The 20,607-nt window shown below is 74.1% G+C and carries 20 protein-coding genes, 1 pseudogene and 1 riboswitch; of the genes and pseudogenes, 9 read left to right on the top strand and 12 right to left on the bottom strand.

The genetic code is table 11. The features are described from left to right. Position 1: 1 nt before the first annotated feature. On the top strand, positions 2–1,360 hold the full coding sequence (locus ACIQTO_RS00225) for a dihydrolipoamide acetyltransferase family protein (RefSeq protein ID WP_402382663.1): 1,359 nt from the start codon (positions 2–4) through the stop codon (positions 1,358–1,360). A 342-nt stretch (positions 1,361–1,702) separates the two neighbouring features. Then, on the top strand, positions 1,703–3,274 hold the full coding sequence (locus tag ACIQTO_RS00220; protein ID WP_402380790.1) for a globin domain-containing protein: 1,572 nt from the start codon (positions 1,703–1,705) through the stop codon (positions 3,272–3,274). Between the two features lie 83 nt (positions 3,275–3,357). Here the strand turns inward: ACIQTO_RS00220 and ACIQTO_RS00215 are convergent, their stop codons facing one another. Further along, the gene (locus ACIQTO_RS00215; RefSeq protein WP_402380788.1) at positions 3,358–3,885 is read right to left on the bottom strand and encodes an NUDIX domain-containing protein; all 528 of its coding nucleotides are present in this window, start codon (positions 3,883–3,885) and stop codon (positions 3,358–3,360) included. Positions 3,886–4,213: 328 nt separating this feature from the next. On the opposite strand from ACIQTO_RS00215, the gene ACIQTO_RS00210 reads away from it, so the two are divergent. Then, positions 4,214–4,993 (top strand): IclR family transcriptional regulator, encoded by a 780-nt coding sequence (locus ACIQTO_RS00210; protein ID WP_402380785.1) that lies wholly within the window; start codon positions 4,214–4,216, stop codon positions 4,991–4,993. Between the two features lie 246 nt (positions 4,994–5,239). After that, positions 5,240–5,659, top strand: coding sequence for an SsgA family sporulation/cell division regulator (locus ACIQTO_RS00205; protein ID WP_402380783.1), 420 nt, complete (start codon positions 5,240–5,242; stop codon positions 5,657–5,659). Between the two features lie 141 nt (positions 5,660–5,800). Here the strand turns inward: ACIQTO_RS00205 and ACIQTO_RS00200 are convergent, their stop codons facing one another. Then, positions 5,801–6,178: a phage holin family protein gene (locus tag ACIQTO_RS00200; protein ID WP_402380780.1), complete on the bottom strand. Its 378-nt coding sequence runs from the start codon at positions 6,176–6,178 to the stop codon at positions 5,801–5,803. 111 nt (positions 6,179–6,289) lie between these two features. On the opposite strand from ACIQTO_RS00200, the gene ACIQTO_RS00195 reads away from it, so the two are divergent. From ACIQTO_RS00195 to ACIQTO_RS00185, 3 genes are all read left to right on the top strand, one after another. Beyond that, positions 6,290–6,607 (top strand): cupin domain-containing protein, encoded by a 318-nt coding sequence (locus ACIQTO_RS00195; RefSeq protein WP_402380778.1) that lies wholly within the window; start codon positions 6,290–6,292, stop codon positions 6,605–6,607. Between the two features lie 72 nt (positions 6,608–6,679). Then, positions 6,680–7,348, top strand: coding sequence for a thiaminase II (tenA, locus tag ACIQTO_RS00190; protein WP_402380775.1), 669 nt, complete (start codon positions 6,680–6,682; stop codon positions 7,346–7,348). Between the two features lie 269 nt (positions 7,349–7,617). Continuing rightward, the gene (locus tag ACIQTO_RS00185) at positions 7,618–7,818 is read left to right on the top strand and encodes a DUF5326 family protein (RefSeq protein WP_380581017.1); all 201 of its coding nucleotides are present in this window, start codon (positions 7,618–7,620) and stop codon (positions 7,816–7,818) included. Positions 7,819–7,938: 120 nt separating this feature from the next. Here ACIQTO_RS00185 and ACIQTO_RS00180 read toward each other — a convergent pair whose 3' ends face one another. From ACIQTO_RS00180 to ACIQTO_RS00145, 8 genes are all read right to left on the bottom strand, one after another. After that, positions 7,939–8,844, bottom strand: a complete 906-nt coding sequence (locus ACIQTO_RS00180; RefSeq protein WP_402380772.1) for an NAD-dependent epimerase/dehydratase family protein — start codon at positions 8,842–8,844, stop codon at positions 7,939–7,941. Further along, on the bottom strand, positions 8,835–10,007 hold the full coding sequence (locus tag ACIQTO_RS00175) for a cytochrome P450 (protein ID WP_402380770.1): 1,173 nt from the start codon (positions 10,005–10,007) through the stop codon (positions 8,835–8,837). Before ACIQTO_RS00175 ends, ACIQTO_RS00180 begins: the two co-directional genes overlap by 10 nt. Continuing rightward, positions 10,004–11,482, bottom strand: a complete 1,479-nt coding sequence (locus ACIQTO_RS00170; protein WP_402380768.1) for a class I adenylate-forming enzyme family protein — start codon at positions 11,480–11,482, stop codon at positions 10,004–10,006. The genes ACIQTO_RS00175 and ACIQTO_RS00170 overlap by 4 nt, the downstream gene beginning before the upstream one ends. A 101-nt stretch (positions 11,483–11,583) precedes the next feature. After that, positions 11,584–12,333, bottom strand: coding sequence for a glycosyltransferase (locus ACIQTO_RS00165; protein ID WP_402380765.1), 750 nt, complete (start codon positions 12,331–12,333; stop codon positions 11,584–11,586). After that, complete coding sequence (locus ACIQTO_RS00160; RefSeq protein WP_402380762.1) at positions 12,333–13,343, bottom strand: 3-oxoacyl-ACP synthase III family protein; 1,011 nt, start codon at positions 13,341–13,343, stop codon at positions 12,333–12,335. Before ACIQTO_RS00160 ends, ACIQTO_RS00165 begins: the two co-directional genes overlap by 1 nt. A 92-nt stretch (positions 13,344–13,435) precedes the next feature. Beyond that, positions 13,436–14,938, bottom strand: coding sequence for an SPFH domain-containing protein (locus ACIQTO_RS00155; protein ID WP_402380759.1), 1,503 nt, complete (start codon positions 14,936–14,938; stop codon positions 13,436–13,438). A 103-nt stretch (positions 14,939–15,041) separates the two neighbouring features. Further along, on the bottom strand, positions 15,042–15,248 hold the full coding sequence (locus tag ACIQTO_RS00150) for a hypothetical protein (protein ID WP_380581021.1): 207 nt from the start codon (positions 15,246–15,248) through the stop codon (positions 15,042–15,044). Between the two features lie 103 nt (positions 15,249–15,351). Next, entirely contained in the window at positions 15,352–16,428 is a 1,077-nt protein-coding gene (locus ACIQTO_RS00145) for an LPXTG cell wall anchor domain-containing protein (RefSeq protein WP_402380755.1), read from the bottom strand. Positions 16,429–16,615: 187 nt separating this feature from the next. Further along, positions 16,616–16,750, top strand: a riboswitch (TPP riboswitch). Here ACIQTO_RS00145 and thiC point away from each other — a divergent pair. Beyond that, positions 16,746–18,578 (top strand): phosphomethylpyrimidine synthase ThiC, encoded by a 1,833-nt coding sequence (gene thiC / locus ACIQTO_RS00140; protein ID WP_402380752.1) that lies wholly within the window; start codon positions 16,746–16,748, stop codon positions 18,576–18,578. Its footprint overlaps the riboswitch before it by 5 nt. A gap of 68 nt (positions 18,579–18,646) precedes the next feature. Here thiC and ACIQTO_RS00135 read toward each other — a convergent pair whose 3' ends face one another. Together ACIQTO_RS00135 and ACIQTO_RS00130 are read right to left on the bottom strand one after the other, a co-directional pair. After that, the gene (locus ACIQTO_RS00135; RefSeq protein WP_402380749.1) at positions 18,647–18,793 is read right to left on the bottom strand and encodes a hypothetical protein; all 147 of its coding nucleotides are present in this window, start codon (positions 18,791–18,793) and stop codon (positions 18,647–18,649) included. Positions 18,794–19,129: 336 nt separating this feature from the next. Continuing rightward, positions 19,130–19,687 carry a hypothetical protein gene (locus ACIQTO_RS00130; protein ID WP_402380746.1) on the bottom strand — a complete coding sequence of 186 codons (558 nt, stop codon included), beginning with the start codon at positions 19,685–19,687 and terminating at the stop codon, positions 19,130–19,132. 705 nt (positions 19,688–20,392) lie between these two features. Here ACIQTO_RS00130 and ACIQTO_RS00125 point away from each other — a divergent pair. Beyond that, positions 20,393–20,607: pseudogene (locus ACIQTO_RS00125) on the top strand (hypothetical protein); the annotation flags it as partial.

Below are 20,607 nucleotides of genomic sequence, written 5' to 3'. Positions count from 1 at the left end.
GATGCCCGTCGTGCGCGAGTTCACCCTGCCCGACCTCGGTGAGGGGCTCACCGGGGCGGAGGTGGTGCGCTGGATGGTCGAGGTCGGCGAGGTGATCGTCGTCGACCAGCCGGTGGTGGAGGTGGAGACCGCCAAGGCCGTGGTCGAGGTGCCCTGCCCGTACGGCGGGGTGGTCACCGCCCGGTACGGCGAGCCGGGCGAGGAGGTGGCGGTCGGCGCGGCGCTGGTGACGGTCGCGGTGTCGCCCGCCGAGGGGGTGTCGTTCCCGGCCGAGTTCCCGGCCGCCGAGGTGGAGCGTCCGCTGGTCGGCTACGGGGTCGCGGAGCCGGACCGGGGCGGCCGGCGCCGCCGGGTCGGGGCTCCGGGCGGCGCGGCCGCCGTGGCCCCGGTGGCTCCGCCGGTCGCTCCGGTGGCCGCGGTGGCGGCCCCGGCGGCCCCGGCGGCGCCGGTCGCTCCGGTGGCCGCCGGGGGTGTTCCGGCGGTGGTGCCGGTGATCTCGCCGCTGGTCCGGCGGTCGGCCCGGGAGCACGGGATCGATCTGGCGGCGCTGACCGGCAGCGGGCCGGACGGTCTGATCATGCGTGCGGACGTCGAACGGGCGGTCGCGGCGCTGGCCACGGGCGCCGCGCCGGCCCAGGCGCCGGTGTCGGGCGGGGTATCCGCGTCGGCCGGAGCCGAGGTGGTCCCGCTGCGCGGTCTGCGCAGGGCGGTCGCCGAGAAGCTCACCCGCAGCCACCGGGAGATCCCGGCGGCGACCTGCTGGGTCGATGCCGATGCCACCGAACTGATGCTGCTGCGCAGGCAGTTGAACGCCACGCCCGGACCGAAGGTGAGCGTGCTGGCGCTGCTCGCCCGGATCTGCACGGTGGCGTTGGCCCGCTTCCCCGAGCTCAACTCCAGTGTTACGGAGGACGGGTCGGGAATCCTGCGGCACTCCGCGGTGCACCTGGGCTTCGCCGCCCAGGGTGAGCGCGGTCTGGTCGTCCCGGTCGTGCGCGACGCCCAGCGGTTGAGCACCGAGCAAGTCGGTTCGGAGCTGGGCCGGTTGACCGAGTCGGCCCGGACCGGGGCGCTCACTCCGGCCGACCTCACGGGTGGCACGTTCACCCTGAACAACTACGGCGTGTTCGGCGTGGACGGCTCGACCCCGATCCTCAACCACCCCGAGGCGGCGATGCTCGGCGTGGGCCGGATCGTCGCCAAACCCTGGGTTCACCAGGGCGAGTTGGCGGTGCGCGAGGTGACCCAGCTGTCCTTCACCTTCGATCATCGGGTCTGTGACGGCGGTACCGCGGGCGGGTTCCTGCGGTTCGTCGCGGACTGTGTCGAGCAACCGGGCATGCTGCTGCGGCAGTTGTGACCGGAGGGTCCGGGTGGTCGCCTTGGGTGGCTGCCCGGACACCCAGGGCGACCGCGGAACGAGCGAGAGTAGCGCGTGCGGGGGGCGGGTGTCCGGGCTTCGCGCGATTTGTCGGATGAGTACTTCGGGCGTGCCACGCTGCCTAGGCGTCAGCAGGAACAAGCCAGGTGGTGGCACAGGCCGGCCGGAGGCGAAACGATTCTCTTGAGTACTCGAAACGTTGCGGTGAAGTCCCGCAGAACTCTCCTGGTCCGTACCGGACACGGCTCCGCGCGAGCCGCGGCCGTTCCGGGATTGCCGGACGCCGCGCCGGAAGCCGGCCCGGACACCACGCCGGACACGGTGCCGGACACCGCTCGGGCGGTGCGCACGGACACCCCGGCGGACCTCCCCCCGATGCCGCTGGACCCGCCGGACCTCCCGCCGGTGTCCGCCCCCCTCGTGCCCCCGGCGCCGGCCCCCTTCGCGCCGGCCGCCGCCGTGCCGGCCGCCGCCGTGCCGCCGTGGCCGGCGATCCCCGCACCGCCCGCCGTGCCGCCCGTGATCCCGGCTCCGTCGATGCCCACCGGGCAGCCCGGACCCACGATCGAGCCGCTGTTCACCCGGGCCCCCGGCCTCAACTGGACGGCTCCCGCGGCCGAGCCGGTACCGGGGCTCCGGTCCGCGCCGTGGTCCGACCCGGCGGCCGGGTCCGGGCCCGTCGGTGCGACCGGGTCCGCCGGGCCCGCCGAGGCCGAACAGCCGCCCACCGCCCGGGACATCGAGCTGATCCGGACCAGCCTGGCCGTGGTCGAGCCGGTCGCCGACCGGGCCACCGCACACTTCTACGCACTGATCTTCCTGCACCACCCCGAGGTCCGCGCACTCTTCCCCGCGGCCATGGACGTCCAGCGCGACCGGCTCTTCCGCGCGCTGCTGATGGCCGCCCGGAGCGCCGGAGACCCGGACGGACTGCGCGCCTACCTGAGCGCGCTCGGTCGCGGTCACCGCCGGTACGGCACCCTGACCGGCCACTACGGCCCGGTGGGGGAATGCCTGGTGGCGGCGCTGGCCCGGTATGCGGGCAGTCGCTGGGACGCCGAGACCGAGCTGGCCTGGCGCCGCGTCTACCGGCTGGTCTCCTCGATCATGATCGAGGCCGCCGAGGAGGACGCCCGCACCTCGCCGCCCTGGTGGCAGGCCGAGGTGGTCGGGCACGAGCTGCGCACCCCGGACGTCGCGGTGCTCACGCTCCGCCCCGACCAGGCCTATCCGTTCCGGGCCGGGCAGTACACCAGTCTGGAGACGCCCTGGTGGCCGCGGGTCTGGCGGTACTTCTCGTTCGCCTCCGCGCCCCGGCCGGACGGCCTGCTGACCCTCCACGTCAAGGCCGTCCAGGCGGGCTGGGTGAGCAACGCGCTGGTGCACCGGGCCGTGCCGGGGGACGTGCTGCGGCTGGGCCCGGCGGCGGGCACCATGACCGTCGACCACACGGCCGGTACGGATCTGCTCTGTCTCGGCGGCGGCACCGGGATCGCGCCGATCAAGGCGCTGGTGGAGGAGGTGGCCGACCACGGCGCGGCGGGCCGCTCGGTGGAGGTCTTCTACGGTGCCCGGCGGGCCGCCGAGCTGTACGAACTGGAGGCGCTGCGCGGGCTCGCCGAGCGGCACCGCTGGCTCTCGGTGCACCCGGTGCTGTCCGGGCCGGGGCCGCACTCCGGCGGCCCGGTGGTGGGCGGCGGTCTGCTCACCGGGGGTCTGCTCACCGGCGAACTGCCGGAGGTGGTCGGCCGGTTCGGGTCGTGGGCCGGCCGGGAGGCGTACCTCGGCGGGCCGGCCGCGATGGTGCGGCGCGGGGTCGGCGTCCTGCTGCGGGCCGGGGTGGCGCCGGAGCGGATCCGGCACGACCTGGTCGGCGACCTGGCGGCGGGCTGACCGGCGGACTGGCGGCGGACTGGCCGGCCGGCGGGCTGCGCCGGGAGCCCGGCACAGCCCCGGTCAGCCCGGGTCAGCCCGGGTCAGCCCAGGTCGGGCGCGAGCAGCGCGCGAACGCCCTCGATGTTGGCCGCCAGATAGGCCCGCAGGCTGGGCGGGACGACGTTGACCGCGGTGACGCCCTCCCGGGTGAAGGGCACCCGGACCACCTCGTACTCGCCGTTGGGCCGGTCCACCTCGGGCCCGTGCCGCCGGGCGAGGTCCATCGAGGCGAGCCGGCAGACGAAGAAGTGCTGCACCTTGACCCCGTGCGGGTGGAGCAGGGTGCCGTCGTCGTGGTGGGTGTGGCTGATGGTGTCGACGAAGGCGGGGACGACGTCCACCACCTTGCCGCCGAGTTCCTCGTCCACCTCGCGGTGCAGGGCGTCCGTCACCGTGCGGTCGCCGCTCTCGACCCCGCCGCCGGGGGTGATCCAGTACGGGTGCGGGGAGCCGGGCCGGGTGCGTTTGATCAGCACGATGGAGGCCGGTCCGTGCGGATCGGCCTGGTCCAGCTCCAGCAGGATCGCCCGTGCGGTCCGTTTGACGACGGGTCGGGGCGGGGTGCGCATGGCCACCTCCGGGGCTGGAGCGTTGTGCGGGAGTCTCCCGCAGCCCGGCGGGGCCGAAACTCGTGCCCGCTCGGGTGCGTCCGTTCGGGGAGCGCTCACACTGCGGATAGATCTTGGATAGTAAAGAGGAGGCGTGAAATGAGATTGAAATGATCGAACGTAAGTCTTCTTTTGCCTTCAATTCGAAGGAATTTATCGATCGAATCGTAAGAGAGTGATTGCAGCGGCGCCGGGCCTGTGCTGCAATGAGCGACTATCGGGCAAATCGGAGTACTTCGCTCCGCATGCCCTCCTGTGCAACGACTCGGGCTGGGGGCTGGGTGTGGTCATGGATCAGATCGCGGAGCGCACGACACCGACGCGCAAGGACCGGCAGCCTACCCTGATCGCCTCCGTCCAACGGGCGCTGCGGCTGCTGGAGGCCGTCGGAGGGTTTCTGCAGGGCGCGACCGCCAAGCAACTCGCCCGCGCCGCGGGCCTGCCGCTCGGCACCACCTACCACCTGCTGCGCACCCTGACCCACGAGGGCTATCTGCGGCGGGCCGACGGCAGGTTCTTCTACGGGGAGTCGGTGGACGGCATAGGCCGGGCCGACGACCGGCAGTCCGAGCGGCACGACCTACGGGTCCGGATGGAACAGTTGAGAGACGAACTCGGCGCCGCGGTCTACTTCGCGCGCTACCAGGACGGCGAGGTGACGGTGGTGGACACCGCCGCCGGGGCCGGCCAGCCGGCCGTCGAGCCGTGGGCCGACTTCCGCGCCACCGCCCACGCGCACGCCATCGGCCAGTGCCTGCTGGCCCAACTGCCCGACGAGGCACGGCGCGACCACCTCGCCCGCCACCCTCCGGTCGGGCTCACCCCCTCCACGCTCTCCGACGAGTCGACGGTGCTGCGGCGGCTCGCCGCGCTGCGCCCGACCGTGCCGGTGCTGGAGCAGCAGGAGTACGCGCTCGGCACCGTCTGCGCCGCCGTCCCCATCACCGTCGGCTCGGTGGTCGCGACGATGGCCATCTCCCTCCCGGTCGAGCAGGCCGGCCGGTTGGTCGCCGCCGCCGCACAACTGCGGCGCAGCGTCGGCGCGATGACGGCCTCGTTCGTCCGCTGACCCTCCTTGTGCCCCAGGGGCACAAGCCCATTCCCCCTCGTTCACCATTTGAAAAAGCACACCTTGTCCACTACGTCCCCAAACATGGACGATGAGGATCGAACAGGGATTGGTTGCACAAAACCGCCTCAATCGGTCGCACGGCCGACACAGTCGAACTCCCTCCCATGTCAGCGAACTGCATTGTCCGGGCCACCTGCGGACCCACAGCACGCACGGCCGGGCAGAACGAGAGGTACTGGCGCCATGCAGCACAGCACAGTCCAGGGCCACCTGGTGATGAACCTCGTGGTCTCCACCGAGCTCTCCTTCCGCATCGTGGTCGACCTGGAGTACGACCCCGCCGATCCGTACGCGGTCCGCTTCACCTTCCACCTGCCCGGCGACGCCCCGGTCACCTGGGTCTTCGCCCGGGAGCTGCTGCTCGACGGGATCAGCCGGCCGGCGGGCGAGGGTGATGTGCACATCCACCCGGTCGGCGAGGAGCTCTCGGAGGTCTGCGTCGTGCTGCACTCCCCCGACGGGGACGCCCTGCTGCGCGCCTCCGCGCCGCCGCTGATCGCCTTCCTGGCGCGGACCGACCGGCTGGTGCCGATGGGCCAGGAGCTCACCGGCGGGGAGATCGACGCCCAGCTCGCCGACATCCTCGGCGGCTGTGAGAGGTGACCGGTCGCCGGTCCGGCACGGCAGAAGGGGCCCGCTCCCGGGGCGGAACCGGGTGCGGGCCCCTCGCGCGCGTGGTGCGCGCCGATGGCGGGGCGGCCGTCGGCGTGGTGCGCCGCGGGCCGCCGTGCGGGTCGGACCCGCTCAGTCGTCGTCGCCGAGGGCCAGGTTGAGCCCCCAGGAGACCAGGCTGATGATCAGCGCGCCGAACAGCGCCGACCAGAAGCCGTCGACGGCGAAGTCCAGGTTCAGCTTGTCCGAGGCCCAGGAGGTCAGCCAGAGCATCAGGGCGTTGATGACGAAGGTGATCAGGCCCAGGGTGAGGATGAACAGCGGCAGCGAGAACAGCTGGACCACCGGCTTGATCAGCCAGTTCACCACCCCGAAGACCAGCGCCACGGCGATCACCGTCAGCGTCTTGTGCTGCCAGTCGTTGCCCGTCAGCGTGATGCCGGTGACGATCCAGGCGGCCACCCAGATGGCGGCCGCGTTGATAAGTGTCTTGATGACGAAACCCTTCATGGGGCCAGCGTCGCAGGCCGGACGGGGTGGCGGAAGCTCCCGGCGGCATGTTGGTGTTGAATGCCGGTGGGCCCCGCCCGGTGCCCGGACCAGGACGAGTGAGGGAGCCCGGTGAAGCTGTTCCGGCTGGACGAACTGGACGCCGAACGTGCCGCCAACGACGGCGCCTATCTGCGCTTCCTGCGCGAGCCGCGGATGTCCGCCGGCCTCTACGCGCTCTCCCCCGGCGACACCGACCCGCAGACCGCGCACGCCCAGGACGAGATCTACCAGGTGGTCAGCGGCCGGGCCGAGTTGACCGTCGGGGGCGAGACCACCACGGTGGCCCGCGGCACCGTGGTCTACGTCCCGGCCGGGGTGCCGCACCGGTTCCACCACATCACCGAGGAGTTGCGGGTCCTGGTGGTGTTCTCCCCGCCGGAGGACTGAGCGGCCGGCCGCGGGAGCGCCCGCCGCGGGACCGCCGGCCGGGGCCCGGGGCGGTCCGGTTAGGGTCGGGACATGAGCCTGAGCCTGACGGAAGAACTCTGGGCGGCGATCGAGCCGGTCTACGCCGAGATCCTCGACCACCCCTTCATCGGCGGCCTCACCGACGGCACCCTGCCGCGCGAGGCGTTCCGCCACTTCGTCGTCCAGGACTCGCACTACCTGCGCGACTACGCCCGCGCACTCGCCGTCTGCGCCGCCAAGGCGCCCGCCGAGGAGGATGTGCGGGCCTTCGCGGACGACGCGGTCGGCGCGTTGGCGGCCGAGCAGGGCATGCACGCGGAGTTCATGACGGCCTTCGGCGCCGGCGCCGAACAGGCCGCCGCCGAGCCGGTCCTGCCCACCACCCGGGCCTACACCAGCTACCTGCTGGCGACCGTGTACGGCGGCTCCTTCGCGGAGGCGGTCGGCGCGGTGCTGCCCTGCTACTGGATCTACGCCCGGGTCGGCGACCGGCTGCTCGCCGAGGGCTCGCCCGACCCGCTGTACGCCAAGTGGATCGCCACCTACGGTGACGAGGCGTTCCAGTCCGTGGTGCGTCGCGTCCTCGCCCTGACCGACCGGCTCGGCGAGGAGATCTCCCCGGCCGAACGCCGTCGGGTGGTGGAGCACTTCACCACCACCTCGCGGTACGAGTGGATGTTCTGGGACGCCGCCTGGCGCGGCGAGCGCTGGCCGGTCTGACGCCGGCCCGGTGATTCCCCGGGCGGCGGCGCCCTGCCGGCGGGCCCGGGATCCCGGGCCCGCGCCCGTGCTCGCGGCCCCGGGCCCGGGGTGTTCGGGCGCCTCTCCCCCAGGGTCTTCCCGGGGGTCGGGGTCGGGGTGATCTCCGGGTTCTCTCCGGGCCGTTGGCTCTCGTTCCGGCCCGTGCGTCGCCGTACGATCGAAGTATCGAAAGCAAGCGGGATGCGGCACCGGACGGCAGCCGGCCCGAGGGGAGAGAAGGAACGGACATGGCTGAGTTCTGGAAGTCGCTGCCCTCGTGGGTGCGCAACATCGTCGTTCCGGTGCTGGTGCTGATCCTGGCCTGGAACATCATCGGCTTCGTCTTCGGCGTGGTGGGTGCGCTGCTGAGCCTGGTCTTCAAGCTGCTGGTGGTGGTCGGGATCGCCGCGGCCGTGGTGATCCTGGTGAAGAAGGCCGCCAAGAGCTGAGCCGCCGGCCGGCCCCGGACGCCCGTACCCCCTCGGGGGTGCGGGCGTCAGTCGTCGGTGGACGGGCCGGCGGAGGCGGACGCGTCGTCGGTGGTGGACGGGCCGGCCGTGGCGGACGGCTCAGCTCTTGGAGGCACGGTCGAGGGGCAGGACCGTGGCGAGGTCCCAGCTCGGCCGCCAGTGCTGGGTCCGGGACCGGGTGAGGTCGAGGGTGATCCCGGTGGCGAGCTGGTCGACCGCGTACGGGGTCAGCCCGGGGACGCGGCCGGTGCGGGCGGCCAGCCGGGCGAGCGGCACCGGCACGTGCCGGATCCGGGCCCGCACCCCGTGGGCGGCGAGCACCCGGCGGACCGCGTCGTCGCGCCGGTAGGGCCGGTCGTCGGCGATGTTGTACGCGCCGGGCGCCCAGGCGCGGCCGGTCAGGCCCAGGGCGGCCAGGCACGCGTCGGCGAGGTTCCGCACGGCGGTCAGGCTGATCCGGACGTCACCGCCCGGGAGCAGCAGCACCCCGTGCCGGACCCGCGCCAGCACCTGCGGGGCGAGGTGCGGATCGCCCGGCCCGTAGACGGCGCGTGGGCGCAGCACGACGGCGCCCGCGGCCAGCGCGAGCCGTTCACCGGCCGCCTTGGTGCGCCCGTAGGCGTTGAGGTGGCCGCCCTCGGTGGGGTGCTGCTCCGTGACGCCGGCGCGGTCGATCCGGGGGTCGTAGACGCTGGCACTGCTCACCCAGACCACCGGGCGGCCGGCGGCGGCGCGCAGCAGCCGTTCGGTGCCGGTGACGTTGACGGCGTACTGCTGGGCCTCGCCGGCCGAGCCCGGGGGGAGGTCGGCGACGGCGGCGGCGCAGTGCACCACCAGGTCGACGCCGGTCAGGTCGGGGTCGCCGGTGGTGGCGTCCCAGTGGACGTGCCGACCGACCGGGCCCGGGGAGCGGCCGTAGCAGCGCACGTCGAGGCCCAGCGCGGCGGCGGCGAGGGCGACGTGCGAGCCGCAGAAGCCGCCGGCGCCGGTGACGGCTATCCGCATCGGGACTCCTCGGGACTCCTCGGGCCGGTGTTGGGCGTTCCCGGGCGGGCGGCGCGCGGCTCCGCGCGCCGGAGGGTGAGTTCCTTGTAGCCGGGGAGGGCGGACCGGCGGTCGACCCGGGCCCGGGTGACCACCGGGCGGTAGGGGGCCAGGGTGAGCAGCAGGTCGGTGAGCAGGGCGCGGGCGAGTCCGGCACCCGGGCAGGCGTGCGGGCCGGCGCCGAAGACGGCCTGGGTGGCGGCCGGGCCGGGGGCGGGTCCGGTCCGGTGGGCCCGGGCGGCGTGCCGGGCGACCAGGACCAGACGGTCGCCGGCCCGGACCGGGCGGCCGGCCAGGGTGGCGTCGGCGGCGGCGACCCGGGGGAGCAGGGGCGAGGGGGCGGTCAGCCGGAGGAGTTCGGCGGCGAGCCCGGGCGCGGTGGCGGGGTCGACGTCGGGCCAGAGGCCGGCGTCGGCGCACCAGGCGGCGGCCCGGGGCAGGGCCGCGACGGTGGTGGTGACGGCGGCGACGGTGAGCATGGCGTCGAGCGGGTCCGGGAGCAGCGCGGTGAGGGCGGCGGCCCGGTCGGCGGCGGCCCGTCCGTCCGGCCGGCGCGGGCCGGGCAGGTGGTCCCGGGCGGCGGCCGCGGCGGTGGCGGCGCAGGCCCGCGCCAGGGTGTGCGGGCAGGCGGCGGAGCCGGTCAGCGCGGCGGCTGTCACGCCGGCCAACTCCTGTGCCAGTGCGACCAGTTCGAGTGAGCCGGCGGCCAGGGCCGGGACGCGTTCGGCGAGTACGGCCTGCCAGCGCGGGCGGATCCGGTCGAGCGCGCCGGCGTTCAGGTCGGCCGCCACCGCCCGGCGGGCCGCCCGGTGTTCGGCGCCGTCCTGGTCGAACAGCAGTCCGCCGTCGGTGAGTCGGGCCGCGGCGCCGCCGGTGGTGCCGGGAGCGGTGCGGTCGAGCGGGACACGGGTGAGTGCCTCGCGGTAGGCCGCGGTGTCGTGCACCAGGACGGTGCGGCCGAGCCGGACGACCGGGCGGCGGCGGGTGGCGCAGAGCAGCGCGAACAGGACGGGGTGGCTGCGCAGGTAGACCCGGCGGTCGCGACGGCGCGCGGCCCGGTCGGCGGCGGGTGCGTGTCCGGCGGGTGCGTTGACGGCGGGCGCGGCGTCGCGGTCGGCGGTCATCCGGCCAGCTCCCGGGCGCAGTGCGCGGCGGCTGCCGCCCGGTCGGGCTTGCGGGAGCGCCCGGCCAGCGGGACGGCACCGAACAGCACGGCGTCCGGCCGGGCACCTCCCATCCGGTCGAGCGGGCCGCGCAGGGCGGCGCGCAGCCGCCGCGGGTCGGCGCCGGGACGCGGCTGGACGAGGGCGACCAGCCGCTCGTCGCCCGGTGCGTCGGGGGCCGGAACACCGACCAGGACGGCGAGTTCGACGTCCGGCAGGTGCAGCGCGGGTTCGTACAGGCCGGGGTAGATGTTCTCGGCGCGGCGCAGCACCATGTCCTTGAGCCGTCCCGCGAGCACGATCCGGCCGTCCGGGCCGAGGGTGGCCCGGTCGCCGGTGCGGACCCAGGGGTCGGGTTCGTCGCCGAGGTAGCGGTGCCGGGCGCCCGGTCCGGCCAGCAGCAGTTCGCCCTCCGGGGTGAGGCCGGTGCGCACCCCGGGCAGCGGGGCGCCGACCAGGTCGCCGGGCCCGGTGTGGGCGCTCTTCTCGGCCTCCTCGACGGCGGCGGCCGGGAACAGCTCGGTGAGCGCGTAGACGCCCCAGGCCTGGTCGGCGCCGGCCTGCTTGACCCGCCGCAGCAGGGCCGCGTCGGCGGGCGCAGAGCCGGTCCAGACCCGGCCGTGGAAGCGGGCGCCGGCGCCGAGGGCGGCGCGCAGCGCCGGCGGGGTGAGGTAGGTCTGGGCCGGGGCCAGCCGGGCGAGTTGGCCGGCCAGCGCCCGCGGGCTCCGGGCCGGGAGGGCCACGGCGGCGCCGGCCGCGAGGGCGGGTACCAGGACGAAGAAGGTGCCGCCGAGCACCACGCTGCCCGGCTGGGGGTCGACCAGCTCCGTGACGGTGCGCAGACCGGCCGCCAGGCCGTCACGGGTGTGCACGACGGCGCGCGGGCGGGCGGTGGTGCCGGAGGTGAAGACGATCACGGCATCGGTGTCCGGGCCGGCGGTGCGCGGCGCGGGCGCGGGGGTGCGGGCGGCCGCGAGCCGGGGCGCGCAGCCGGGCAGCCGGCGGCCGAGGGTGGCGACCGGGCCGAGCGCGGCCAGCCGGGGCAGGGCGAGGTCGGCCCGGCGGGCCAGCGGTCCGGCCCAGCCGGCCACCGCCTGGGCGGCGGCGTCGGCGAGCACCAGGTCCGGCCGGGCCAGGGCGAGCCGGGCGGCCAGGACGTCCGGCCCGGCGGTCGGGTCGAGGACGGCGGTGCGCAGGCCGAGCCGGTGGGCGGCGAGCAGGACGGCGAGGGCCCGGGGGCCGGGGCGGACGGCGACGCCGAGGGTGGCCCCGCCGCCGAGGCCGCGGGCGTGCAGGGCGGCGGCGTAGCGGTCGGCGAGCTCGGCGAGTTCGCCGCGGCGGATCCGGACCCGGGTGGCGCCGGTGCGGCCCCGGCCCAGGACGGCGGGCCGGTCGGGGTGGACGGTGCGCAGGCTGTGGGCGAGCCGGTCGAGCACGGGGCCCTCCTCAACGGGGCTTCGGTCGGTGGGGTGTCGGTCGGTGGGGCTGCGGTCGGTGGGGCGGGGCAGCCCGGTGGGCCGGGTCGGCCCGCGCCGGTTCAGCGGACGTCCACCGAGCGCCGGCCCGCGCCGCGTTCCAGGTACCAGCGGGCGGTGCCGAGCACGCCGTAGGCGCGGATCCGCCGGGTGGAGTTCTGCACCACCATGTCGCGGCGGTGGACGATCGCGGTGGTGTGGCGGCGCACCCGGTTGATGAACATCCGGTCGGTGGGCGACGGCCGGCGCGGCATCCCGCCGACGGCCCGGTACAGCTCGGCGGTGATCGCCATGTTGTTGCCGGCGTGCATCCGGTACGGCGTGCGGTAGCCGTGCCGGCGGCGGTGCGCGGGCCGGATCCGGCCGAAGAACGCGCCGAGCGCGACCAGGACCAGGAACACCGCGCGCCCGGCCGGTCCGTGCTCGTCCCGCCGGGCGGTGACCCGGCCGCAGACCAGCCCGCCGCAGGCCCGCATCCCGGCCCGGGCGGCCGCCGTCCAGCCGGGCTCCGGCAGGCAGTCGGCGTCGGTGCGGGCGAGCAGGGTGGCGCCGTGCGCGATGGCGTACCGGAAGCCGGTGTCGATCGCCGAGCCGACGCCCTTCTCCGGTTCGACCAGCACCTCGACCGGGAACGGCGCCCGGGCGGCGAAGGCCCGGACCTTCGCCACGGTGGCGTCGGTGGAGCCGTTGTCGGCGACCAGCAGGGTGAACGCGCGGTCCCGCTGGGCGGCCAGGGCGGTCAGGGTGTCCTCGATCCGCGCCTCCTCCTGGTAGGCCGGGACGACCACCCACAGGTCCGTCCCGGTGTTCACTAGGCCTCCCACACCATGGTCATCAGGCTCACGCCGCCGCCGAGGCCGATCAGCAGCACCTTGTCGCCAGGGATCAGTTCCGGCTTTATTCGGTCGAGTTGGATGCCCAGTGTGGCGCTGGCGACATTTCCCAGCTCCGGCACGGTGAGCACCAGCTTCTCGGCGGGTACCCCGGTGAGCTCGACGAAGCGCTCCAGGTAGGGGACGGTCACCTGGTGCACCAGCACCCGGGCGTAGTCGTCCCAGCCGAGGCCGGTGCGGGCCGCCACCCTGGTCAGGATGGAGCCGCCGATCTCCTCGAAGACACCGCGCAACTCCTTGCCGCCGCCCCGGAAGTAGCTGTAGTCGTCGCCGCGCGGGTGGCGCGAGCCGCCGCCGGGGATGCCACCGGCCGCCCAGTGCTCGGAGGCGGTCTCGGTCTCGATGTCGAGGATGCCGCCGCGCTCGACCGCCTCGACGACCACGGCCGCGCCGGCGTCGCCGAAGGTGTACCCGGCGAAGCCGTCCCGGAAGTCGGCCGGGCCGTCCGGTGCGCGGCGCATCGCCCGGCTCGGCGTCTCGCCGGTGACCACCAGGGCGCGCCGGGCCCGGCCGGCCAGGATCATCGCGCGGGCCAGGTCGATCCCGTTGAGGAAGCTGTTGCAGGCGTTGCTGACGTCCAGGGCGTGGGCCCGGGAGCCGAGTTCGGCCTGGACGAGGTGGGCGGTCGCGGGTTCGCAGACGTCCCGGGTGGCGGAGGCGTACAGCAGCAGGTCGATGTCGCGCGGGTCCAGACCGCGGGCGTCCAGGGCGTGCCGGGCGGCTCCGACGGCCAGTGTGGAGGCGTACTCGCCCTCGGCCGCGAAGTGCCGGGTGACGATGCCGGTCGCCTTCTCGAACATCCGCTCCGGAAGCCGGAGCCGGCCGCCGGCGGTGACCTCGTCCTGGAGCTGCCGGGAGGTCAGCCGGCGGGCGGGGAGGTGGGATCCGACGGCGGTGATGCCGATCCGGGCGGTGGCTGCTGGGTGCATGCCCCCATGCTCCGGCGGGCGGGACCGCGCCCACCTGAGTACGGGTACTCAGGTGGGCGCGGGCGGCTACCCAATCGTGCCGGGGGAGGGTCTCACCCCTCGACCGGGATCTGCTGGACGGGCACCACGGCGGCCGTCGGGCCCGGCACCGCCGTCGGGCCCGGCACCGCCGTCGCCGCGTCCGCGGCCGGGCCCGACTGCTCCGGCCCGTGCAGGGTGGTGAGCAGCTGGCGGGCCAGACCGAGGCCGGTCCCGCCCATCGTGAGCGCCTTGGCGAACAGCTCGCCCACCCCCTCGGCGCCGTTGAGCAGCACCATGTGCTCGACATTGCCGAAGGACTGCGCGGCTGCCAGCACGATGTCCGGCCACTTCTCCGCCAACTCCTGGGCCACTACCGCGTCCTGGTTCTCCGCGAGGGCGGCGGCCCGGGCCTGGATGCCCGCGGCCTTGGCGAGCCCGATCGCCTTGGCCGCCTCCGCCTCCGCCAGCCCGCGGGCCTCGGCGGCCGCGGCCTCGGCCTGTCCGGTGGCCCTGGTCGCCTCGGCCTCGGCCAGCGCGCGCAGCCTGGTGGCGTCCGCCGCCGCCTCGGCCGCGACCCTGACCTGTCCGGCCTCGGCGGCGGCCTTCAGCTGAGTCTCCTGGGCGTTGGCCTGCGCGGCGGAGATCCGGGCGTCGCGGTCGGCGTCGGCCCGGGTGCGGGTCTCGTACGCCTTGGCGTCGGCGGGCTTGCGGACCTCGATCTGCAGCTGCTGTTCCTTGCGGCGCGCCTCCAGCTCGGCGACCTTCGTCTCCTGGACGACCACCTCCTGCCGGGAGGCGGCCTCGGCGAGCGGTCCGGCCTGCTCGGCCCGGGCGTTGGCGGTGTCGCGTTCGGCCTGGTACGCGGACTGCTGGATGGCGCTGTTGCGGGTCGCCTCGGCCTTGCGGGCGGCGGCCTCCTGCTCCGCCTCGGTGGCCATCCGGTCGGCCTGGGCCTGGGCGATCCGGGCGTCCCGCTGGACGGCCGCGGCGTGCGGGATGGCGAGGTTCTTGATGTAGCCGGTCGGGTCGATGATCTCCTGGATCTGCAGGGTGTCGATGATCAGCCCGAGCTTCTCCATCTCCAGCCCGGAGGCGGCCCTGGTCTCCCCGGTGAGCCGCTCGCGGTCGCGGATCATGTCCTCGACGGTGAGCCCGCCGACGATCGAGCGCAGGTGGCCGGCGAAGACGTTGTGGACCCGCTGGCTGATCAGTTTCTGCTGGTCCAGGAAGCGTCGGGCGGCATTGGCGATCGAGACGTCGTCGTCGCCGACCTTGAAGATCACCACGCCCTTGACCCGGACCGGGATGCCCTGGGTGGTGACGCACTCGACGTTCAGCTCGGCCTCGTTGAGGTCCAGCGAGAGCCGGCGGACACCTTGCAGGCCCGGCGTGACGAAAGTCCCCCGACCGGTGACGATCCGGAAGCCCAGGCCGTCCCCGACCCCCTCGGTCCGGTGCCGGGAGCCCGAGATGATCAGCGCCTCGTTGGGCTCGGCCACCCGCCACATGAGTTTGAAGAGCGTGATTCCCACCAGCAGCACCGCGGCGGCTGCCCCGATGATGACGTACACCATGGTTCAACTCCCCCTCTCGGCACATGAGATGCGCCGATTCGGATTGTCCGCCCGGTACAACCCGAAGAGAAGGGAAAGGACGTGACGGCCCGTCACAAGCCTGTCACGGGAGGACCGGTGCCACGTAGACCGTGCGCGGAGGCTGGTACTCGATCACCACCACCGGTGTCCCGACCGGCAGTCGGTCGCCCGGCACGGCGAGGTAGGCGAGGAACGCCTCCGTGCCCCGGCGTTCCGGAACGTGCACCATCACCTCGCCGACCAGCCCCGCGCCGACCGCCCCGCTGACCCGCCCCGCCAGTCCCACCATGTCGGCCAGTGTGCCACCCCGGTGGGCCGGAAGACCGGTGCGCCGAAAGGCCGGTGCCCGTCCGCCGGTCGACAGGCGGACAGGCACCGGGAACGCCCTGGGCTCAGGACCCGGCGTGCTCGCGACGGCGCCGCACCACGAGGACGGTGGCGAGGCCCACGGCCACCGCGCCGACCGCGCCGGCGGCCAGCGGGGTGGTCGAACCGGCTCCGGTGTGGGCCAGTTGGGTGCCCTGGCCGCCGGTGGCGGCGGTGCCGCCACCACCGGCCGCCGGGCTCGCCGAGGGGCTGGGGGTGCCGGTGGCGGGGACGGTCGGGCTGGTCGGGGTGGTCGTCGGGTCGGGCGTCGACGGCGTGGTGCCCGTGCCGGTCGCCTCGGTGACGGTGATGCCGCCGGAGGCGTTCGCGACGGTCCGGCAGTAGTCCCGGCCGGGCTGCTCGTACGTGAAGGAGGACTGGGCGTTCAGGGAGAAGCCCACCTTCTCCGCGACCGCGTCCCGGCCGGCGGCCAGGCGGAGCCGGAAGGTCAGCGACTCGTCCTTGGCGAGCCGGAAGGTCTGGAGCGGCACCTGGAGCCAGCTGTCACTGCCCTCGACGGGTGTCCCGGTGCTCCAGGCGCCGCCGGGGAACCTCGTCTCCGCGGTGAGGTTCCGGACACCGTGTCCGATCACCGTGAACGTGGAGCTGAACTCGGGCAGGTCGTAGCCCGTGGTGTTGCGGACGGTCACGGTGGACTCGACGGCCGGGCCGCCCTTCACCAGCGAAAGCTCGGGGTAGCCGCTGTCGTTCCAGCTGACCGGGATGGTGGCGACGGGCCGGTGGGCGAAGGTGCAGGGCTGCTCCGTCGGGCTGCCGGTCGGGGTCGGCGTGCCGGTCGGGGTGGCCGACGGTGTGGCGGTCGGCGTGTCCGTCGGTGCGGTGGTCGGCGTGGTGGTGCCCGTGGCGGTCGGTGCCGCGGTCGGGCCGGTGGTCGGGCCGGCGGTGGGCGCCGTGTTCGGTGCCGGGTCGGTGGGGTCGCCGGTCGGTCCGGTGCTCGGCGCGGCACTTCCGGACGGGTTCGAGGCGGCGGCGGCGGGCGTCGCGGTCGGATCGGCGAGCGGGGCGGCGGACGCCGCACCCAGGCCCAGGCCGAGACTCGCGGTAACGGCCGCACAGGCGGCAAGGAGGCGCGAAGTCCTCATGGTGATCCCCCCGATGGTGGCGCAGGTGTTCCGGCGACGTGCCGGTCGTGTGCGCGAACGCGTGCGCGGAGATCGTATCGTCGACGATCAAACGTTCGGGCCGGAGTCGGGTGCCGGGGGACGGACCCCCTCTGGACCAGCGGCGATCCGCTCGCTACGGTGTTGGACGTCATGCGCAGGCAACACCGCCTGCGGACACGGGAGCTCGGAGCACCGGGCTGAGAGGGCGCTGACCGGAACGTCGCTGGACGTGCCGACCGCTGCGTCGACCGCAGGAACCTGACCGGGTAATGCCGGCGTAGGGAGTAGAGGGTCTGATGACCACGTTCGATGCACAGCCGCAGTCTGCCCGGAACCAGGACGCCGGGAGCACGGGCACCGGGAGCACGGGTACCGGCTACCCGACCCCGGCCTGGCGCAAGGCCTACCGCGAAGGGTCCCGCCCCGACCTGCGCGTCCCGTACCGCGAGGTCGTCCTCACCAACGGCCGGACCGTCCCGCTCTACGACACCTCGGGCCAGTACACCGACCCCGCGTACGAGGCCGACGTGCGCCGCGGCCTGCCGCCGTTGCGCGATTCCTGGATCCGCCAGCGCGGCGACGTCGAGGAGTACGACGGCCGGGAGGCCCGCCCGGAGGACGACGGGATCAAGCACACCTCGCCGCGCGGCGGGAACCTGCGCAACCTCGACGCCGTCTTCCCCGGCCGGCCGCGCCGCCCGCTGCGCGGCCGGTCCGGCGCCTCCGTCACCCAGCTCGCCTACGCCAGGCGCGGCGTGGTGACCCCGGAGATGGAGTTCGTGGCCCTGCGCGAGGGCCTGGCCCCGGAGTACGTCCGCGCCGAGGTGGCGCGCGGGCGCGCCGTCATCCCGGTCAACGTGAACCACCCCGAGGTGGAGCCGTCGATCATCGGCACCAACTTCCTGGTGAAGATCAACGCCAACATCGGCAACTCCGCCGTCACGTCCTCGATCGAGGAGGAGGTGGAGAAGATGACCTGGGCCACCCGTTGGGGCGCCGACACCGTCATGGACCTCTCCACCGGCCGCAACATCCACACCACCCGCGAGTGGATCCTGCGCAACTCCCCGGTGCCGATCGGCACGGTGCCGCTCTACCAGGCGCTGGAGAAGGTCGACGGCCGGGCCGAGGAACTCAGCTGGGACGTCTACCGCGACACGATCGTCGAGCAGTGCGAGCAGGGCGTCGACTACATGACCGTGCACGCCGGCGTGCTGCTGCGGTACGTGCCGCTGACGGCCCGCCGCAAGACCGGCATCGTCTCGCGCGGCGGCTCGATCATGGCCGCCTGGTGCCTGGCGCACCATCAGGAGAACTTCCTCTACACCAACTTCGAGGAGCTCTGCGAGATCCTCGCGAGCTACGACGTCACCTTCTCGCTCGGTGACGGCCTGCGCCCCGGCTCGATCGCGGACGCCAACGACGAGGCGCAGTTCGCCGAGCTGCAGACGCTGGGCGAGCTCGGCCGGATCGCGCGCGAACGCGACGTCCAGGTGATGATCGAGGGCCCGGGCCACGTCCCGATGAACAAGATCCGGGAGAACATGGATCTCCAGAAGGAGATCTGCGACGAGGCGCCGTTCTACACCCTCGGCCCGCTCACCACGGACGTCGCCCCCGGCTACGACCACATCACCTCGGGCATCGGCGCCGCGATGATCGCCTGGTGGGGGACGGCGATGCTCTGCTACGTCACCCCCAAGGAGCACCTGGGCCTGCCCAACCGGGACGACGTCAAGACCGGCGTCATCACCTACAAGATCGCCGCCCATGCCGCCGACCTCGCCAAGGGCCACCCCGGTGCCCAGGCCTGGGACGACGCGCTCTCCGACGCCCGCTTCGAGTTCCGCTGGGAGGACCAGTTCAACCTGGCCCTCGACCCGGAGACGGCCCGCGAGTTCCACGACGAGACGCTCCCCGCCGAGCCCGCCAAGACGGCCCACTTCTGCTCGATGTGCGGCCCGAAGTTCTGCTCGATGAAGATCTCGCAGAAGATCCGCGACGAGCACGGTGACGGCTCCAGCGCCGTCGCCACCGAGTTCGACGCCGAGGCGCTGGCCGGCATGCAGGCCAAGTCCGAGGAGTTCGCGGCCCAGGGCAACAAGGTCTACCTGCCGCTGGTGGACTGAGCCCCATTGACTGCGCACCGTCCCGCGTCCCAAAGGGGGGAGTCGCGGGCCGGTGCGCTCGGGTGTCCTCAGGCGTCCCAGGCGCTGACAGTCGGCTCCGCCCACTCCTCGGCCGTCGCTGCCAGGTCGGCCGGCAGCAGTGCGAGAAGGAGGGACCGGCCATCGGCGACGGCCTTCAACGCGGCCTCCTGAGCCTCGTCCTTCGTGTCGAACATGCCTTCGCCCACCATCTCGTTGTGGGGTGGCTCGCCGACCTCGCCGACCCATTGGACGCGCCCGGCCACACCCGGACGTGCGTCAGGCGAGACGGCTCCGGCAGGCCGGTGACGCCACGGGCGGCGGCTCCTTGATCACGTCTTCGATGGTCATGCTTGGGCTCTCCTCATCTCGGCCAGTGCGGCATCCAGTCGTGCGGAGCGGACCACGGTGGAAAGTCGGTTGCGGTGCGGGCGTAGTGCTCGGCTTCGTCCCGAGCCCCTTGGCGGTAGAGCACTGTGGCCAGTTGCACGGTGTCGATCGCCTTCGAGCGGGCCCGGTTGGAGGTCTGGGAGTCAACGGCCCGGCGGAGTCTGGACACAAGGTCGGACACCGGTCTTCCCTTGACCGTGGCGAGCAGGTAGAGGGCGTGCCCGGTCTCTCCGTGCAGCTTGTGCGGGGTGAGGTACCACATCCAGCGCGGTTCGCTGCGGAGATCGGTAACGGTGGCTGTTGCGTGAACGCCGCTGCTTCTTCCGCGTCTCCGCGAGGGACATCGCGACACCGACGAGTCCCTTGATCTCGAAACCCTCGGCGTAGAGGTCCTGCACGCCGTTGGAGTCCCAGTACACCCGTCGCTCGTGAGCGGTGAACGCTCGCAGGTAGCGCTCCCAGCCACCGGGGCGTCGGTACAGCCGGTCGTCGTTGTCCGCCATCACGCCGTGGATGGGGTAGCCCTCGGGGGTGTGTCCGGCGGAGAGGTCCACCACCAACTGCTCGAAGTCGTCGCGGACGACGTTCTCCTTGCTCGCGCTCTTGTCGTTGTCCGTGTAGCGATGGACCACCAGCCAGCCGAACGCCTGCGCCTTCTCCCCGAGGCTCCGAAGATCTCCCAGCAGATTCGAGCGGCGCACGGCGGGGGCTCCTCCGCCGTGGCCTCCGGTCACGATGCCGAGGCGCCGGCCGGCCTGCAGGCCAAGTCGGAGGAGTTCGCGGAGCAGGGCAACTGGGTCTACCTGCCGATCGCGGACCGACCCTCCACCGACTGCACCGGCCCGCGTCCCGTGGGGGGAGTCGCGGGCCGGTGCTCTTTTGATGTCGTCGGACGTCCCGGGTGGTCACGATCGGCGCCGGCCGGGTCGTCCGCCGTCGCCGCGAGATCCGCGGGGCCTGCCGGGTTTTGTCGGGGTCAGTGCCGTCGGCGGGCCGCGGCTCGTCCGCTTCGCCTCACCAGGACGACGAGTGCACCGCCCAGGGTGAGGGCGGCCGTCGAGCCGACCAGGAGGCCGATCGATCCGCCCGAGCCGGTGGCGGCGAGTGCCGGTCCCGACTCATTCGGGTGCTGCACGGGACCGCCCTGTACGGGAGCGCCCGGTGCGTTGCCGCCCTGGGCATGGCCGCCCTGACCGTTGCCGACCTGACCATTGCCGACCTGCACGGGGCCGCCCGGCACGTTGCCGTGATGGCCCTGGTCGTTCCCGTGATCACCTTGCTCATGACCACCGTGACCCTGGTCGCCGTGCCCCGGGCCGCCGTGACCGCCGTGGCCACTTGGAGACTGGGACGGCCCTGCGGGGCCCGCCGGCCCTGCGGGTCCTGCCGGTCCTGCGGGGCCGGGCGTGCCGTTGGCGCCGGGTGAGCCGTTCGCGCCGGGCGTGCCGTTCGTGCCGGGCGTGCCGTTGGCACCGGGTGAGCCGTTCGCGCCCGGGAGTCCGTTGGCGCCGGGTGAGCCGTTCGCGCCGGGCGTGCCGTTGGCGCCGGGTGAGCCGTTCGCGCCGGGCGTGCCGTTCGTGCCGGGCGTGCCGTTGGCACCGGGTGAGCCGTTCGCGCCCGG

This window comes from Kitasatospora sp. NPDC091207 (assembly GCF_044768625.1).
Lineage (GTDB): Bacteria > Actinomycetota > Actinomycetes > Streptomycetales > Streptomycetaceae > Kitasatospora.
This window is presented reverse-complemented; position numbering and strand designations above follow the sequence as displayed.